At 71.1% G+C, this 17,375-nt stretch carries 13 protein-coding genes and 1 tRNA gene; 7 read left to right on the top strand and 7 right to left on the bottom strand.

Annotated elements, in window-relative coordinates; all coding sequences use genetic code 11:
• The first annotated feature begins 14 nt into the window (after positions 1 to 14).
• Together ACFZA2_RS10590 and ACFZA2_RS10585 are read left to right on the top strand one after the other, a co-directional pair.
• Entirely contained in the window at positions 15 to 956 is a 942-nt protein-coding gene (locus ACFZA2_RS10590) for a methyltransferase family protein (protein ID WP_391404251.1), read from the top strand.
• 78 nt (positions 957 to 1,034) lie between these two features.
• Positions 1,035 to 1,108: transfer RNA gene (locus tag ACFZA2_RS10585), tRNA-Ile, on the top strand.
• Here the strand turns inward: ACFZA2_RS10585 and ACFZA2_RS10580 are convergent.
• Entirely contained in the window at positions 1,106 to 1,336 is a 231-nt protein-coding gene (locus tag ACFZA2_RS10580; protein ID WP_391404248.1) for a hypothetical protein, read from the bottom strand. The genes ACFZA2_RS10585 and ACFZA2_RS10580 overlap by 3 nt on opposite strands.
• 121 nt (positions 1,337 to 1,457) lie before the next feature.
• Between ACFZA2_RS10580 and ACFZA2_RS10575 the strand changes: the two genes are divergently transcribed.
• Positions 1,458 to 2,324, top strand: coding sequence for a zinc-ribbon domain-containing protein (locus tag ACFZA2_RS10575; protein ID WP_391404246.1), 867 nt, complete (start codon positions 1,458 to 1,460; stop codon positions 2,322 to 2,324).
• A 71-nt stretch (positions 2,325 to 2,395) separates the two neighbouring features.
• Here ACFZA2_RS10575 and ACFZA2_RS10570 read toward each other — a convergent pair whose 3' ends face one another.
• Positions 2,396 to 3,484 (bottom strand): substrate-binding domain-containing protein, encoded by a 1,089-nt coding sequence (locus ACFZA2_RS10570; protein WP_391404243.1) that lies wholly within the window; start codon positions 3,482 to 3,484, stop codon positions 2,396 to 2,398.
• Positions 3,485 to 3,651: 167 nt separating this feature from the next.
• Here ACFZA2_RS10570 and ACFZA2_RS10565 point away from each other — a divergent pair, with 167 nt between their 5' ends.
• Positions 3,652 to 9,099 (top strand): fibronectin type III domain-containing protein, encoded by a 5,448-nt coding sequence (locus ACFZA2_RS10565; protein ID WP_391404240.1) that lies wholly within the window; start codon positions 3,652 to 3,654, stop codon positions 9,097 to 9,099.
• A 133-nt stretch (positions 9,100 to 9,232) separates the two neighbouring features.
• Here ACFZA2_RS10565 and ACFZA2_RS10560 read toward each other — a convergent pair whose 3' ends face one another.
• From ACFZA2_RS10560 to ACFZA2_RS10550, 3 genes are all read right to left on the bottom strand, one after another.
• A complete protein-coding gene (locus ACFZA2_RS10560; protein ID WP_391404237.1) occupies positions 9,233 to 10,051 on the bottom strand; it encodes an SDR family oxidoreductase in 819 nt (272 codons plus the stop codon).
• 187 nt (positions 10,052 to 10,238) lie between these two features.
• On the bottom strand, positions 10,239 to 11,264 hold the full coding sequence (locus ACFZA2_RS10555) for a CNNM domain-containing protein (RefSeq protein WP_391404233.1): 1,026 nt from the start codon (positions 11,262 to 11,264) through the stop codon (positions 10,239 to 10,241).
• Positions 11,261 to 12,661 carry a hemolysin family protein gene (locus ACFZA2_RS10550; protein ID WP_391404230.1) on the bottom strand — a complete coding sequence of 467 codons (1,401 nt, stop codon included), beginning with the start codon at positions 12,659 to 12,661 and terminating at the stop codon, positions 11,261 to 11,263. Before ACFZA2_RS10550 ends, ACFZA2_RS10555 begins: the two co-directional genes overlap by 4 nt.
• Before the next feature lie 335 nt (positions 12,662 to 12,996).
• Here ACFZA2_RS10550 and ACFZA2_RS10545 point away from each other — a divergent pair, with 335 nt between their 5' ends.
• Positions 12,997 to 13,335: an ATP-dependent DNA ligase gene (locus ACFZA2_RS10545; RefSeq protein WP_298872682.1), complete on the top strand. Its 339-nt coding sequence runs from the start codon at positions 12,997 to 12,999 to the stop codon at positions 13,333 to 13,335.
• A gap of 124 nt (positions 13,336 to 13,459) precedes the next feature.
• Here ACFZA2_RS10545 and ACFZA2_RS10540 read toward each other — a convergent pair whose 3' ends face one another.
• Both ACFZA2_RS10540 and ACFZA2_RS10535 read right to left on the bottom strand, forming a co-directional pair.
• On the bottom strand, positions 13,460 to 14,887 hold the full coding sequence (locus ACFZA2_RS10540; RefSeq protein WP_391404226.1) for an ATP-binding protein: 1,428 nt from the start codon (positions 14,885 to 14,887) through the stop codon (positions 13,460 to 13,462).
• Entirely contained in the window at positions 14,884 to 15,558 is a 675-nt protein-coding gene (locus tag ACFZA2_RS10535) for a response regulator transcription factor (RefSeq protein ID WP_391404223.1), read from the bottom strand. Before ACFZA2_RS10535 ends, ACFZA2_RS10540 begins: the two co-directional genes overlap by 4 nt.
• A 145-nt stretch (positions 15,559 to 15,703) precedes the next feature.
• On the opposite strand from ACFZA2_RS10535, the gene ACFZA2_RS10530 reads away from it, so the two are divergent.
• Positions 15,704 to 16,282 (top strand): hypothetical protein, encoded by a 579-nt coding sequence (locus ACFZA2_RS10530; protein WP_391404220.1) that lies wholly within the window; start codon positions 15,704 to 15,706, stop codon positions 16,280 to 16,282.
• Positions 16,283 to 16,379: 97 nt separating this feature from the next.
• Positions 16,380 to 17,261, top strand: a complete 882-nt coding sequence (locus ACFZA2_RS10525) for a hypothetical protein (protein WP_391404216.1) — start codon at positions 16,380 to 16,382, stop codon at positions 17,259 to 17,261.
• Positions 17,262 to 17,375 lie beyond the last annotated feature (114 nt).

Here is a 17,375-nt window from a genome sequence, read left to right as displayed (position 1 = left end):
GACGGAGTCCGGCCGTGTCGTTCCCTCCGACCGCCCGCACGATCGGTCGCCTCTACTTCGCACTGCAGGCGGTGGCCGGCGCCGCCTGGTGGGTGTCGGTGTTCACCGTGCCGGTCGTCCGAGAAGCGACCCTCGGCGGGCTCGAACCGGTCGTCGTGGCCGTGGTCGACATCCCGCTGTTCGTCGTGTCGTCCGCCCTGGCCGCCGTGCTGCCGGGCCGGGCGTCACGGGTGGCGGCGGGAGCGGCGACCGCCTGGACCCTGGTGGTGACGGCCCTCCTCGCGCTGTACGCGACGATGACGACCCTCGCCGGGGTGGGGGGGATCCTCATGATCGCGGCGAGCGTCGCCTCCGTGGGCGCGTGGCTGCTGCTCGTCTTCGGCCGCATCCCGACCTCGCTGCTGCTGGTCGGTCCGTTCGCCTTCCGACCGGCTCGCTCGCGCGCGACGCCCCTGGCCCACGTCATCGCGACGGCCGCGCAGATCGTCGTGTTCTGGGGACTCTTCCTGGTCGTGTGCCCCCTCGTCATCCGTTTCCTCGAGGAGCGGTGGCGGCTCGTGCTGCCGCTGCCCCACGGCGTGGTCATCACGGGCGTCGCGGTCGTGGTCGCCGCCAGCGCCCTCGGGCTGTGGTCGGCGGCGGCCATGACCGTCAAGGGGGACGGCACGCCCCTGCCCTCCGCCATGCCGAACCGTCTGGTGGTGGCGGGGCCGTACCGTTTCGTCCGCAACCCGATGGCGCTCGCGGGCATCGCGCAGGGCGTGGGGGTCGGACTGCTGATGTCATCGTGGATGGTGGTCGTCTACGCTCTCGCGGGCTCGCTCGTCTGGAACTACGCGATCCGCCCCCACGAGGAGTCCGACCTGGTCCGCGCCTTCGGCGACGACTACCTCTCCTACGCGCGCGACGTGCGGTGCTGGATCCCCCGCCTGACGCCGGTGGGCTCTCGGCGCTAGCCGCGCGCGTCACGGAGGGCACCGGCCGCGACCGCTTTCGAGATCGGCATCCGGATGCCGGTAGGCTCGTTTCCGCTGGGGGCGGTGGCCAAGCTGGTCAAGGCAGCGGGCTCATAACCCGACGATCGTGGGTTCAAGTCCCACCCGCCCTACTCTTCCCCTCGGGGCTCACGCGGGTCCCGCCCCTTCGGGGCGTGCGCGCGAAGGAGCTCGACACCGAGCCGCACGCCACCGGCGATCACCAGGGCGAGCCCGAGAGCCATGATGTTCCACCGCCACAGCCCGTCGGTGTCGAACAGCGCGACCGCGGCGAAGGCGATCACCGCGGCGGTGCACAGCCACATCGACAGCGGGACGGATCGGCGCGGGGGAGTCGTCATCACTCGACGCTAGGCGCCTTCACCCGGCCTCGCCTCCGTCCCGCGGGGGAGTTAGCTCCCGCGCGCCGGCGGTTCCGCGGCTCTTCCGTCGGTGTCGGAGGTCGGCGCTACCGTCGGGCGCGTGCCGGAGAGAGTGCAAGCGTGGTGGGCCCGCAGGCAGTGGTCGAAGGGTCTCGAGGTGCCCTACCCCCTGGGGGCGTATCGCGAGGCCTGGGCCGCGTTCCCGGCTCTCGTGCGGCAGTATCATCCCGACCTCAACGACGGGATCGCGCTGAGCCAGGTCCCTCCCGCCGCCGACGTCCTACTGCTCTGGCAGTGCGACGCCGGACACCGGTTCGCCGCCACCCCGGCCGAGCAGCGCCTCCGCCCAGGGCGGGAGCGTCGTCGCAGCGCGTGGTGCCCCGACTGCAGCGAGCGGGCGAATCCCACCCGCGCGGTGGCGCTGCCCCTGCGCGACGACGTCACGCAGCCCGCGGTGACCGCCAACGCGGTCTTGCGGGCACGACGCGCCCCGCGCCCGCAGCGCCTGTGCAGTAAGACGCCCGCCGTGGCCGTGGGGGAGGCGTTCGTCTCGGTGTGCGCTCCGAAGCCCGCCTCCGCCGTCGAAGGGCGGGTGCGCGCTGACCTGCGTGAACGGCTGAACCTGAGCGGGGAGCTGAACGCGGTCCGCGTGGCGCGGCCGTTCTTCGATCATCTGGAGGTGTGGCCCGACTTCGTCTTCCCCGAGCTGCGCATCGCCGTCGAGTACGACTCGATCGGCCGGCACGGCCTCGAGCACGTCGGTCGTCGCGAAGACGCCGATCGGCGCAAGGACCGCGCGCTCCGCGGGGCGGGCTGGGAGGTCGTGCGGCTGCGCACCGGCAGGCTCGAGCCACTCGGCGCCCACGATCTGCAGCTCGCGAGCTGGAACCGCGCGGCGCTCGATCGATTGGTTGAAACATTCCGCGGCATCCGGGGGGCTCTTCTCGTCGACGCTTACGTGCGCTGATCCACCCGCGGCGCGACGCCGTTCGATGGAGCGTCCGTCGAGGCGCACGTGGCGAGACGAGCGCCGATCGCTCAGGTCGACTCGCGCGTGTGCAGCACGGGGAGGACGTACGTCCGCTGGACCGGCCGGCTCGCTCCCTCGCTCAGGCGTCCGACCATGGTCTCGACAGCGAGACGTCCGACGTGCTGCTTCGAGGGGCGCAGGGCCGTGATCGGCGGTTCGGCGCTCTCCGCGACCTCGTCGTCGTAGGCGAGTATCGCGAGGTCTTGGGGAACGTGCCAGCCGTGGTCGCGCGCGTACTGCTGCACGAGCACCGCCTGCGGGTCGGAGTGCACGAGCAGCGCTGTGGTGCCGGTGGCGCGGCACTGGGCGAGCAGGTCGGCCACGACCGCCTCGCGGGCGGTGCCGTCGAGGGCGTCGAGCGAGGCGTCGACGTCGACGGGGCAGTCGAGCCCGAGTTCGGCGAGCGAGCGTTCCCATCCGCGCCGCAGCTGCGACGAGGTGGGCGATCCCGCCGAGGTGAGGATCCCCACGCGGGTGTGTCCGCGCGCCGCGAGGTGATCGGCCGCGAGCGACCCGCCGAAGACGTGATCCGTCGTGACCCATTCGAGCTTCGTGAGGGCGAGGGCGGATGCCGCCCGGCGTTCGGCGAGCACGACGGGGAGCGGGAGCGACTCGAGCCAGTGCAGGAAAGCCCGCCCGTCGGCGCCGGTGGTCTCGGGGGCGACGATCAGGCCGTGGAGGCTCCCCGAGTCGACGAGCGAGGCGATCTGCCGCCGCTGATCGGCGACCGAGTAGCTGGCGCCGCGCAGCACGAGCTGCACACCGAGCTCGGTGGCGGCGGCGCGGGCGCCGACGATGATGTGCGGCCAGTAGTACGTGAGCGACGGGGTGACCATTCCGACCCGGAAGCGGATGGGCGCCGACGTCCGAGCCTCGGCGGGAACGCTGGTGTCGAGCCGGCTGCGCAGCGTCGCTCCGCCGTGCACCCGGGTCAGCAGTCCACGGTCGGCGAGATGGCCGATGTCGCGCCGGATGGTCAGCTCGGCGACGCCGAGATCGCGGGCGAGGTCGGCGACCCTCACGGATCCGGTGCGGCGAAGCTCGTCGAGGATGCGTTCACGGCGCGACAGTCCGAAGGGCGGAGAACCTGCGCTCATGATCGGCCAGCGTAGGGCGATGTACGTATCAATTCAAGAGTGATCGAACGTGTTCGTTTTGCTTCCCCGCGACATACCTGGTGACCGACGATGTGGGCGGGCACACGGGCGTGCCCTGCGGTGATCGGAACGGACCGACGCTGCGCCCCCGTCGAAGGAGACTCCCCATGGTCACGGCACCGATCCCCCCGGTTCGACCTCATCCCCGTCCTACGGTCCGCGCTGCGGCGGCGGCCGCACTCGTCACGGCGACGATGATCGGCGCCCTTCTCGTTCCGACCGCGGCACAGGCGGCCGGCGCCGATCCCGTCACCGTGACGGTGCGCGGCAGTGACGTCGCCGCGGCGGCGAAGAACGTCAGCGGTCTGACCTTCAAAGGCTTCGGGGTGCTCAGCGCGAACTCGACGAGCGCCCTGCTGCTGGACTACAAGTCGCAGCACCCCGAGAAGTACTGGGAACTCATCGAGACGCTCTTCGGTGGCGACCATCCGATCATGAACACCGTAAAAATCGAGATGGGCAACGACCGCAACACCTCGACCGGACCGAACGCCTCGACCATGCGCTCGCGCGACGAGTACCCCAACGTGCTCCGCGAGCCCGGATTCCAGCTCGCCGCCGATGCGAAGACCGTCGCGCACGGTCCGGTGCACGTCAGCATCCTCCGCTGGAACCGCCCGACGTGGGTGACGAACCACCAGGACCAGTACGTCTGGTTCAAGAACACCACCCTGGCTGCCTACCGGCAGTTCGGCTACATGATCGACTCGATCAACCCCGACGCGAACGAGACCTCGAACCCCGACCTGCAGCTGTACAAGGACTTCTCCGGGTGGCTGCGCAACGACACGAAGGGCTACGAGGGCGCCACCGCGGGCGACCCGAACAACGGCTTCGCCTCGCCGACTGAGCGCGAGCTCTACACCTCGATCCGCACGATCGCCGGCGACACCGTCGGCACCCCGCCGGTCGCCCTGGGCGATGCGATGACCGGAAGCGACTCCTCGTTGCGTGACGCCGTCGATATCGTCGGCTTCCACTACAGCAGCGCCGACGACCGCAACGGCAACATGAAGAAGATCGCCGAGCAGCTCGATCGTGAGGTGTGGAACTCCGAGGGCCAGTCGACGTTCTCGAACTCCGCCGACCGCCCGAACAACACCAACAGCAACGAGCAGGGCGGGGTGGGCACCTCGATGGGCGGCCCCGGCAGCGCGCTCGAGATGGGCAACTGGGTCACCACCGGCTTCTCGGCGTCGCGCCGCACGCTCAACATCTTCCAGCCGGCGATCGGATCGTTCTACGACGGCTTCCAGTACTCCTCGAAGGAGCTCGTGAACGCCCGTGAACCCTGGTCGGGCTGGATCTCGTACGACGGCGGCCTCGCGGTGCTCGAGCAGTTCACGCAGTTCGCCACGCTCGGGTGGGAGAACGACGACAACACCGCGGGCATCTGGCGCGCGATCCCGCAGGCCTCGGGCAGTGAGCTCGGCACGGGCAACCCGCCGAGCGGCGCCCGTTCGGGCGGGGCGTCGTACACGACCCTCGCCGACCCCGACGGTGCGGACTTCTCCACCGTCATCGTCAACGACAGCTCGTTCACCAAGACCTACCGCGTCGCCGTCGACGGGATGCCCCTCGGCGACGACAGGACGCTGGAGGTGTGGGAGACGCGCGCGGCCGACGCCGGGCAGGCGGCGGATGCCAACTACGTCCGCCCCCTCGCCGAGATGGCGCCCGCCGCTGACGGGAGCTACACCGTCACCGTGAAGCCGTGGTCGACGGTAACGGCCACGACGCTCGATCGCGCCGAGACACGCGATGGCGAGATCGCGCCGCGCGAGGGCTTCGGACGCACCGCCCCCGCGACGACGGAGTACACCGCCACCGACGGCCGCCGCGACGTGCTCGATACCGATTCGACCGGCGACGTCAACGGTGTGGTCGACGACGGCTACCTGTACGCCGACGACTTCGACTATCGCGGCACGGGCGACGTGCAGGGCTACGACCCTGACACGCGCACCCTCGTCGACAGCGGCGAGGGCTACCTTTCCAGCAGGGGAGCGGCCGACAAGCCGTCGGGCACCCCGAGCGTGCAGGCCGAAGACCAGGGTGCGACCCCGCGCTACACCAACGACACGAACGGCGCCTTCGAATCCGTCGCGACCTCCGACGCCGCGCACGGGCGCGTGCTGCGCCAGCAGATCGGTTCGGGCATGGTCGGCGGCGCATGGAACGGCGGTGACCCCAAGACGACCATCGGCGACGCGCGGTGGGCGAACTACGTGGTCGGCGCCGACGTGATGTTCGAGGCCGACGGGGCTCAGTACGCCACCATCGGCGCGCGCGAGCAGGGCGGAACGGCGAACGGCCAGGCGGTCTCGGCCGCCGAGCTGCGCGTCGAGCCCACCGGGGCGTGGGCCCTGCAGCGCTACGGCACGGTGATCGCCACCGGCAACACCTCGACGACGGCGGGCGTCGCCTTCCGCACCGGCTCGGGCGTGTGGAACCGCATCGCCGTGAAGGTGGCGGGAGAGGTCTACACCGCGCAGATCAACGGGGTCGACGTGGCCTCGTACACGGATGCCGCCCCCCAGGCGACCGGACGCATCCAGCTCGGATCGAGCTTCAGCTTCGTGCGCTTCGACAACCTCACCGTCGAGACGGTGCCCGGCTACACGCCGTACTACACCCAGATCATCGACGGCATGCACCAGACCAGCTGGAGCGACACCTCGGCATCCGTCCTGCGTTTCGACGACGGGTGGAGCCATGTCAACGGCCAGGGCATGTACGAGTGGCAGCGCACCGCCTCGAAGAGCACCCGACAGGGTGCGACCATGGCGTACACGTTCGCGGGGACCGGTCTCGACATCGTCGGCACCAACTCCGGAGCTCCGACCCTCGACGTGATCGTCGACGGCGAGCAGCTCGTCGCCGCCGCGCCGACGCTGGCCGCGGGCAGCGAACGCACCGCGTACATGCTGCGGGGGCTCCGTAACGGAACCCACACGGTCGAGATCCGCACCGCGAACGCCGACGCGCTGAACGTCGACGCGGTGGGGGTCGTGACCGCGAACGCCGACGCGAGCAAGGTCGACACCTCGGCTCTGGCCGCGCGCGTGGACACGGCATCCGCCCTCGACGAAGACGAGTACAGCGTCGACTCGTGGGCGCGGCTTCAGTCGGCGCGCGACGCCGCTCGCGACGCGGTCGCCGATCCGGGTGCGTACGGACTCGACGCCGAGGGCGCCCGCGCTCTGGAGGCGCGTCTGGCCGTCGCCGTCGATCAGCTCACCCCGCGCGACGTCAGCGACGACGTGAAAGACGTCGGCACGCTCTCGATGACCCTCCCCGCTCGCACCCTCCCCGCGACGGTGTCGGTCGAGGGCACGGATGCCGCGATCACCTGGACCGCGGGTTCGGTGAGCGCTGCGGGCTCCGCCGCCGAGCTGAGCTCGTTCACGGCCACCGGCCGCACGTTGGAGAAGACCGCCGCCGGCGTGTACCAGCGCATCACCGCGTCGGTGCTGACCCTGCCGGCCGATCTGACGTACTTGATCGACTCCGGTTCGTCGGGCGCGGCCGCCGGCTCGGTGTTCGCTACGGCGAAAGCGGCGTTCCCCGACCTGCGCAACGGCAGCGCCGACCAGAAGTGGGACGGCACCAGCTCCGCGGCGACCTGGGGCTACGCGACCACCGCGACGACCGTCGCGGCGGGTTCACCGACCGATTGGGGCTCGTCGTACCTCGGCGCCGACTACAACAAGCCGATCGTCTACAGCCTCACCCTGCCCGCCGGCTCCTACAACGTGGTCGCCGTGCAGGCTCCGCGGGCGGGGCTGACGACCAACGTCTACAGCAAGGTGCGGGCGCCGGGTGCCGCTGAGACCACGCAGTCCGCGATCTCGAACGGCGCCGCGACGCCGGTCGCCCAGCGCGTCACCCTCGCGGCGGATGGTGTCGTGCGCATGGAGTTCGGCACCACGGGCACGTCGGGCTACAACGCCCGGCTCGCCCTCGTCTACGTACAGGCGCTGCCGCGCGACCTCGGCGTGGTCGGCACGCTGAAGGCCGACGACGAACTGCCCACGACGGTCCCGGTCGATGGGACCGACACGGCCGTGACCTGGGATGCCGACTCGGCCGCCCAAAAGCGCACCGACCTGCAGAAGCTGGTGCTGACCGGGCGCTTTACCGAGGGCGGTGAGAAGGTGGTCGCCGCCTACGAGGTGATCCCCTCGGGGCTCGTCTACTACATCGACTCCGGAACCGGCACGACGCCGTCGCCGCAATTCACCGCGGTCCAGAAGGCCGTACCGACGCTGCGCAATGACGAAGTCGATCAGGTCTCGACCTCGGCGGACCAGTGGGGATACGTCGCCGACGGCATGAAGGTGAAGGGCTCGACCGACATCACCGACAAGTTCTCGACCGGGCTGTACCAGGACACCACGCGGCTCACCTACCGCCTGCCGCTGCCCGCGGGGCAGTACATACTGACCGGCGGGTTCACCGAGTGGTGGGGTCTGAACCGCACGATGAATCACACCGTGGCGGTCGGCGGGACCGAGCTCGCCAAGGGCAATGTGCCACTGACCGGGGTGAGCGGACCGCTGACGGGCGATCTGACGTTCACCCTGACCGAGGCGGCGACGGTCGACTACGTGATCACCAACGAGGGCGCGGGCAGCGAGAAGCCCGTCATCTCGTGGCTCGCCGTGAGGGACACCACCCGCGCGACGGCACCGCAGAAGGTCACCGGCACCGCGGCATCCGACGCCTCGATCACTGTCGCGTGGGAGGCACCGGCGCAGATCGGCGCCGAGCTCTCGGGCTACCGGGTCTACGAGGCCGGCGGCACCGAGCCCGTGTGCGAGGTGGCCGAGACCACTTGCACGCTGCCCGACCTCGCGCCGGGTTCGGCGCACGCCTTCGAGGTGGCGGCCGTCAACGCCGTCGGCGAGGGAGACCGCTCGGCCCCGACGTCGACGATCACCCTGCCCGAGGTCCCTTCGAACGACGGGGCCACCGCCGCCCCGGGCACGGGCGTGCTCTCGTCGAACGACGGCTGGGACACCGGCCTGAAGGACGGCACCTTCCAGCTCACGATGAACCTGTGGTGGGGCTCGAACGGCTCGCTGTTCAAGCTGTACCGCGACGGGGAACTGGTCGCGGCAATGCCCCTGACGATGGCGACGCCGAATGCGCAGAAGAGCGTCGTCGACATCGCCGGGCTCGGCAACGGCACCTATCAGTTCACGGGTGAGCTGGTGAACTCGAAGGGGACGACGGCGACCAAACCGCTCACGGTGAAGGTGACGGATGCCGCTCCGGGAGCGCCCGTACTCTCCTCCGACAACAGCGACCGCGACGGCGCGTACTCCCTGACGGCGAACCTCTGGTGGGGCACGAACGCGACCTCGTACCGCCTGCTCGAGAACGACGTCGAGATCGCGTCGGGCGCGCTCACCGCGGCGACCCCCGCCGCGCAGAAAGTGGTCGTTCCCGTCACCGGCCGCGCGGTCGGCACGTACACCTACACCATCGAGTTCGCGAACGCCGGAGGAGCGACCACGAGCGCTCCGTTGAGGGTGGTGGTGGCGAAGTAGAGCGGCGCGAGATCGCCCCGCGGGTGCCTGCCCGCGGGGCGGTTCACGTGTACCGGGGCGCATCCCGTGCGCCGGGGCGGTCGCCGGACGCCCCGGCGCACGGACGGCGCCGCGGAAGGCGCCGAACTCGCGATTACGAGCCGTGCGCCTCTTCCGACACCGACTGCCATTCGCGCCACGTCTGCAGACGCGACTCGTAGTCGCGCTCGGCGATGCCGAGGGGCGCCTTGCCGAAGAAGATACGCAGCGGCGGGTTCTCGGCATCCACCACCTTCAGGATCGCGGAGCGTGTGGCTTCGGGCTTTCCGGGGTCGTTGGCCGACGGACGCTTGGCCGCCTCCTCGCGCACGGCGGAGTACGCGTCGATCTCGTCGCTGCGCTTGGCCGACGGACCCGACCAGTCCGTGGAGTACCCGCCGGGCTCGATGAGGGTGACATGGATGCCGAAGCCCGCGACCTCCTGCGAGAGCGACTGCGACAGTCCCTCGAGCGCCCACTTCGACGCGTGGTAGGCGCCGACGGTCGGGAACGCGCTGATGCCGCCGATGCTCGAGACCTGGATGATGTGGCCCGAGCCCTGCTCCCGCATGATCGGAAGAGCCGCTTGCGTGACCCACAGCGCGCCGAAGAAGTTCGTCTCGAGCTGAGCGCGCACCTCGTCTTCGGTGAGCTCCTCGACCATGCCGAAATGCCCGAAGCCGGCGTTGTTGACGACCACGTCGAGCACGCCGAACTTCTCGTGCGCCTTCCGCACGGCGTCGATGTCCGCCGGGCGGTCGGTGACGTCGAGCTGCAGGGGCAGGAACGTGTCGGGGTGGGAGTCGACGAGCTCCTGCACGTCGTCGAGGTTGCGGGCCGTTCCGGCGACGTTGTCGCCGCGCTCCAGCGCCGCTTCGGCCCATTCGCGGCCGAAGCCCTTGGATGCGCCGGTGATGAACCAGGTCTTGCTCATGGATGTCCTCCGAAGAGATGAGGGGGTGAATGCGGGCGACGGTACGCCGCGTTCCTCATCCCTCCGGACGGCTTGACAGCCCGACCGGACTCTCGCGCTCCGGCATCACCCGACCGGCTCGGGGCGGAATCCTCGCCTCGGGGCGCGCGATTCTCGCCCCGAACGGAAGGATCCGCCCCGAACCGCGTCATCCCGCGGCGACGACCTCGCGCTCGCCCGGCCCGGGCAGGATCTCGCGCAGCAGGTCGTCGAGCGTGACGACGCCGACGAGCCTCTCGCCCTCGACCACGGTCGCGAGCTGCACCCGTCCGCGGCGCATGCGGGCGAGGGCGTCGTAGGCGGATGCCGAGGGCTCGAGCAGCAGCGGATCGCGGGCGATGTCGCGCGCCGGCGTCGACGGATCGATCGCGAGCGTGTCGCGCACGTGGATCACGCGAGACGCCGCACCCGAGCCCACCAGGATGCGCAGGTGCGTGGACGACGCCGCGACGGCCTGGACGTCGGCGACCGTGGCATCCATCGCAACGGCCGTGGGGGAGCGGTCGGTGCGTACGATGTCGCCCACGGTGAGCGTGCCGAGCGCGATCGCCTGGGCGATGGGTTCGGAGTACTGCTGCTCGAGCGTGCCCGCCTGACGCGAGTGCGCGACCAGTTCGCGGATCGTGTCGGCGTCCTGCCCACCCGCCGCGGCCTTGTCGACGGGCTCGACGCCCGAGGCCTTCACGAGGCGGTTCGCGATGTGGTTGATCCACAGCAGGAACGGACGCAGCGGCCAGGTGAGGGCACGGGCCAGGATGCCGGTGGCCTTCGCCGCGGTCTCGGGGTGCGCGATCGCCCACGACTTCGGCGCCATCTCGCCGATGACCAGGTGCAGGAAGGTCACGACGATCAGCGCGAGCATGAACGCGATGATGTCGGCGAGGACGTAGGGCAGGCCCCACGCCTCGAACACCGGGGCCAGCGCGTAGTCGATCGCCGGCTTCGTGATCGCGCCGAGCAGGAAGGTGCAGGCGGTGATGCCGAGCTGCGCGAAGGCGAGCATGACGGTGAGCTCGTTGACCCCGCGCAGGGCCGCGCGGGCGGACGCGCTCCTGGCGGCCTCCTCCTCGAGCCGGTGACGACGGGCCGCGAGGAGGGCGAACTCGACGATGACGAAGAAGGCGCTCGCGATGATCAGCGCGGCCGTGATGAGCGCGACGGTCCAGCCGTTCATCGGGCCACCTCCTCGCCGTGGGCCGGGCCGTCGACGGCGGCGGCGTCCCGGTCCACCTCGTGCAGCTGCACGCGCACCTGCGACGGCACGTGACGGTCGACCTCGACGACCTCGACCGCGAGCCAGCGCTCGTAATCGAGTCCCTGCACGGTCTCGGACGCCCGCTCGGGCAGGTCGATCCGTACGACCCCGCCGACGGGCGGGAGGTCGCCGTGCGTCTCGATCACGAGACCCGCGACGGTCTCGACATCGCTGTGGGCGAGGTCGTGGCCGATGAGCCTCTCGAGTTCGTCGAGGTGCAGGTCGCCCGGTACGCTCCACGCGTCGTCGCCGACAGCGGCCACCTCGGCCACCTCGGCGTCGTGCTCGTCCGAGAGCTCGCCGATGACCTCTTCGGTCAGGTCCTCGATGGTCAGGATCCCGTCGAAGTTGCCGTACTCGTCCACGACGCACGCCAACTCGTTGCGCGTCTGCCGCATGCGCTCCAGCGCCACCGGGAGCAGCATCGATGTCGGGATGACGACCGCCGACCGCATGACGGATGCCACCGGCGCGGCATCCGCGGGATCCTCTCGGAGGATGTCGATGAGCTCGACCACGCCGACGGGGGAGTCCTCCGCGCCGATCACGGGGTAGCGCGTGTGGCCGGTGGCCATGAGAGCGCGCACCTCACCGACGGTGGTCTCGGGCGTCACCGATCCCACCTGCGATCGCGGCACCATCGCATGCTCGACGTCGCGCTGGGGGAAGTCGAGGATGCGGTCGATGATGATCGACAGGTCGTCGGGCAGGTCGCCGCTCTGGCGCGACTCCTCGATGATCGCTTCGAGGTCGCGCGCCGTGGCGCTCTCGTCGACGTCCTCGAGGGGCTCGATGCGCAGGAGGCGCAGAAGCGCGTTGGCCGCGACGTCGAACACCGTGATGAGCCAGCCGAAGAGCAGCAGGTAGATGCGCGTCGGCACGGCGAGGGCGCGCGCGAGCGGCTCCGGGTTCGCGATCGCCAGGTTCTTCGGGTAGAGCTCGCCGAAGATCATCGTGACCACGGTCGCGAGCAGCAGCGCGCCGACGGTTCCGATCAGCACGGACACGGCCGGGTCGACGCCGACGCCGCCGAGCAGCGTGCCGATCGACTCGCCGATCAGTGGCTCGGCGACGTACCCGATGAGCAGTCCGGTCACCGTGATGCCGAGCTGGGCGCCCGACAGCATGAACGAGGTGCGCTTGGTGATCGCGAGAACACGTTTCGCTTGCGCGTCGCCCTTCTCGGCCCGCGCGGTCAGCCGCGCCCGGTCGACGGACATGTAGGCGAACTCCTGCGCGACGAAGAATCCGCAGGCGACGATGATCGCCAAGGTCACGATGATCCCCAACAGAAGCGTCAGGGCCGCGGCCAGCATCAGATCTCACCCCCTCTCGAGAAGAGGGGGCTCGAAGATCGGCCCTCCTGGTCGGGGGAGGTGCGGTGATGGCTCACGGGTTTCTCTCTCGTGGGTCGGATGATCGCAGATCGTGATCCAATGTAGCGACCCTGTCGTCGGACAGCCTGGGCGTTCGCCGCGACCTCCGGAACGGGCCCTGGAGCGCGACACACCCGGTGAGCGATATATCGCTCCCGCGGTACCCCCGCGGCGTGCGGAGTGGGATACTGATAGTCCCCGCATTGCCTCGCTTCCCGGCGTGGTCCCGCCCTTGCTCTACCGGTACGTTTCGGCGCGCCAGAAAAGGACCTGTCGTGGGAAGACTCATCTACCGAGACCGCGCATCGTTCGACATCGACGACCGCATCCTCGCTCACCTCCGCATCGTCGTCATGAACAAGCTGCGACGCAACGAGGGGTTCATGCTCCAGCTGCCCGTCAACGAGGGCGTGCGCCAGGCGAGCCTGTGGATCCACGCCTCGAACGCGTTGGTCATGCAGTTCTACGGCGGTCGGGAGCCCGCGATCGACCGCGAGCTCATCGATCAGATGATGCACGACGCCAGCGGCGCCGACGGTCTCACACTCACGGCCGCGGGAATCGCCCCGCCGCCCGCCCCGCCCCGCCGCCCGGTGGGTCGCACGGCGAACTGACGCATCCCCGCCCCGGGCTGACGGCGCGGGCGCCGTTCACGCTCCGCCCGCCGCACGGACGTCGCCCGCGCCCGGCGCGCGCTCATCGTCTCGCCTCACGCGCGACACGCTGATCGCGCCGCATTCAGGCGATGGTGAACGGCAGCTCGACCTCGAAACGCGCCCCCGTCGGCGACGCGACGTACCGGACGTCGCCGCCGTGCGCGCGGGCGATCCCGCGGGCGATCGGCAATCCCAGTCCGACGCCCGCGGCCGAGGCCCGCGCGTCATCCAGGCGCACCAGCCGGTCGAAGATCCGCTCCCGGTCGGCGGCGGGCACCCCCGGGCCGTCGTCGGTCACCGAGATCACGGCGCGTCGGTCGTCCATCCGCAGGGCGAGTTCGATCTCCCCCGTCCCGCCCGTCGCACGGGCGGCGTTCTCGATCAGGTTCGCCACGACCTGGGCGATGCGATCGACATCCACGGTCGCCCGGACCGGCTGATCGGGAACCGCCGTGCGCAGCCGCACCGAGGGGTGCACGAGCGGCACGCGGCGCGCCTCGGCATCCACGAGGGTGCGCAGATCGATGTCGACGCGTTGCAGATCGAGTCCACGATCCACCCGCGCCATCGTCAGCAGATCGTCGACGAGGCGCGACGCGCGCGTGGCCTCCCGTGCCACGTGCGCGGCGAGCATCTCGCGTTCGGGCCCGTCCAGGTCGGCACGCACGAGGGTGTCGGCGGCCGCCCGGATGCCGGCGACGGGCGTGCGCAGCTCGTGAGCGGCATCCGAGAGGAACGCCCGCAGCCGCTGCTCGGCCTCGCGGGCCGTCTTCTCCGCGCCCACGACATCGTCGAGCATGTCGTCGAGCGCCGTCGCCACTCGACCGATCTCGGTGTCGGTGCGCGTCGGGTGCAGTCTCCGCTCCCGTTCGCCCGCGCCGATCGCTCGGGCGACCTCCGAGACCCGGTCGAGGGGGCGCAGGCTCCGCCGGACGACGAGTGTCACGGCGCCCGCCGCGAGGACGAGCACGCCGATCGACGACACGGCCATGATCCACCGCACTTGCCCCAGGGTCTCGCCGACACCGACGGCCGAAGCGGTGAGCGTCAGAGTCGATCCGTCGCTGAGCGTCGAGCGCAGGGTGATCAATTGATCGTCGCCCGACACCTCGGATGCCACGACATCCACGCCGCTGGAGGGCGTGGGCTGCGGTACCGAACGCTCCCCGGGCGCCCCGCCCCCCGGTCCTCCCGGCCCGCCCGGCGCCTCGCGCAGCTGCTCGGGGCTCGGGCCCGCCACCACCGACCCGCCGCCTGCGGAGTCGATGCGGACGGCGAGGCCCTGGTCCGACAGACGCTCCGCCAGGTCGGAGTCGTCGACGATGCCGACCAGTGACGCGGTCGCGGCGGCGCGATCACGCAGGCGCTCCTCGATCTGTCCACGCAGTCGTGCGCCGAGCGCCAGGTCCACCACGACCGCCAGCACCACGAGCAGCAGCGCCACGAGAGCCACGACGGCGACGATCGTGCGGCGTCGCAGCGACCCCGAGCGCAGGACCGCGGAGCTCACGCGGCCGCGCTCAAGCGGTAGCCCAACCCGCGCACGGTATGGATCAGTCGAGGCCCGTGCTGCTCCATCTTGCGACGCAGGGCGCTGAGGTGCACCTCGACGAGGTTGGGGTCGTAATCGTCGTAGCCCCACACCTGGGTGAGGATCTGCGCCTTCGACAGCGTGCGTCCGCGACTCTCCGCGAACAGCTGCAGCAGGCGGAACTCCGTCGCCGTCAGTTCGAGCGGCGCTCCCGCGCGGTGGGCGGTCGCGGCATCGGGATCCACCAGCAGGTCGCCGACCGCGATGGTCTGCGGAAGGCGCCCGCGCCGACGGAGCACGACACCGGCGCGCGCGACGAGCTCGGCCATCGTGAACGGCTTGACGACGTAGTCGTCGGCGCCCTCCGCGAAGCCGCGCAGACGGTCGTCGACCTCATCGCGCGCGGTCAGCATGATCACCGGGATGTCGCCCGTCGCGCGGACGAGGGGCAGCAACCGGATGCCGCTCGGTCCCGGCATCATCCAGTCGAGGATGACGAGGTCGGGACGGAATCGATCGAGGCGGGCGCTCAGGTCGCTCCCGTCGGGGGCGGCCTCGGTGACGAAGCCCTCCGCCCGCAGCGCGGTCTGCACGGACACGCGGATCGTCTCGTCGTCGTCGAGGACGAGCACACGGGCGGGAGCGGACATCCGAGTGACGATAGGGCCGCCCCCTGAACGAGAGATATGGCTTGCGTATGCGCTCACCTCTCGGGCACCGGCTTCAGGTTCGCTTCAGTCCCGGCTCGAAGTCTGGTCTCAGAGCCGGTGACAGCCACCGGCGCAGGAGGACATCATGAACGACGACGAATACCCCACCCAGCCGCTCCCGCGCCTCGAGGAGACCGCCGAGCCGCGCCGCCGCTCCTGGCGGCGACCCGCCCTCATCGCGGGCGCCGTGATCGTGGCGGCGGGGCTCACCGGCGGCAGCGCCGCCCTGGCCGCGCAGACCGGGGGAGCGACGCTCACCGCGGCGACCTCGGCTCCGAGCGCCGACGGGGGCGCGACCGGCCCCGGCACCGCGCCGACGCCGGGGTCCACGCCGAGCGGAGCCCCCGCCGACGGCACCGCGCCCACGCCCGCCCCGGCTCCGACCGACGGCACCGCGCCCGCGGGCCCCACCGCTCCCGACGGCACCGGCCCCGGTGAGTGCGGCCCCGGCGGCGGCCCGGGCGCGAACGGTCCCGGAGCCCACGGCCCCGAGGGCGGCGGAGAGAAGCCCGCCCCGCCGACCGACGGCACCGCCCCGACGCCGCCCGCTCCTCCCGCCGAGGGATCCGCTCCCACCCCTCCCGCCGACGGTACCGCGCCCACCCCGCCCGCACCGCCCGCGGAGGGCTCGGCACCCACGCCGTCGGCTCCGGCCGGCAGCTGAGTCGGGGTCGCGCCGACCCCCTCACCGCGCTGACCGCCTCGCCACGCCATCCCCGTGCGTGCAGCGAGCGGTCAGCGCGGTGCGGCACGATCGAGGGGTGGCGAAGAGACGCAGACGACGGCCTTCCGCGGCCCGCGCGCGCGTGCTCCGCCGTCGCCGGATCACCGTCGGCGTCACGGCCGTCGTGCTCGTCGCCCTGATCGTGGTCGCCCTCGTGCCGCTGGTGTCGCTCACGCGGGCGTGGAACGCCGCGTGGAACGCCGAGACCCGACGCGACGCGGTCGACCTGGCATCCTTCGACCCCGGCACCCTGATCGGCGACGACGACTTCTACGACGGTGACGCGCTGACCGCCGATCAGATCCAGGCGTTCCTCGACGACCAGGTGGGCGCGTGCACGGGCGACACGTGCCTCGCCGATCTGCGCGTGGACTTCCCCGCGCGTGAACCGATCGTCTCGGATGCCACGGGCGAGACGGTCTGCGACGGATGGGACGGGGGAGAGCTGTCCGCGGCGCAGGTCATCGACCGCGTCCAGCGCGCGTGCGGTATCTCGGCGAAGGTCATCCTGGTGATGCTGCAGAAGGAGCAGAGCCTCGTCGCCGGTCGATCGGCCCGCGCCCCCCGCGCCGAGCAGCTGGGAGCCGCGATGGGGGCGCGCTGCCCCGACGACGCCGCGTGCGACCCGGGCGCGGCCGGCTTCGCCGAGCAGGTCGCCCAGGGAACGACCGATCTGAAGTCGTACAGCGCCTCGGGCTTCATGCGCCAGCCCGGAACGCACTACATCGCCTACTCGCCCGACCCGGCCTGCGGCGGCACCGACGTGACGATCACGAACCGCGCCACCGCGGCGCTGTACAACTACACGCCCTACCAGCCGAACCCGGCGGCCCTCGCCGCGCGGTGGGGCACGGGCGACGCCTGCTCGGCCTACGGCAACCGCAACTTCGCGTTGTACTGGGCACTCTGGTTCGCCTGACCGAACCTCCGTGACGGGCGGCCGAATCACAGTGTTGTGATTTCGTTATGCACGGGCGATAATTGCCGGGACAAACGAACAGCCGCCGTGCTCCATCACAGGTCGTAGGGGAAG

The sequence above is a fragment of the Microbacterium sp. NPDC007973 genome (assembly GCF_042958465.1).
GTDB classification, from domain to species: Bacteria; Actinomycetota; Actinomycetes; order Actinomycetales; family Microbacteriaceae; genus Microbacterium; species Microbacterium galbum.
This window is presented reverse-complemented; position numbering and strand designations above follow the sequence as displayed.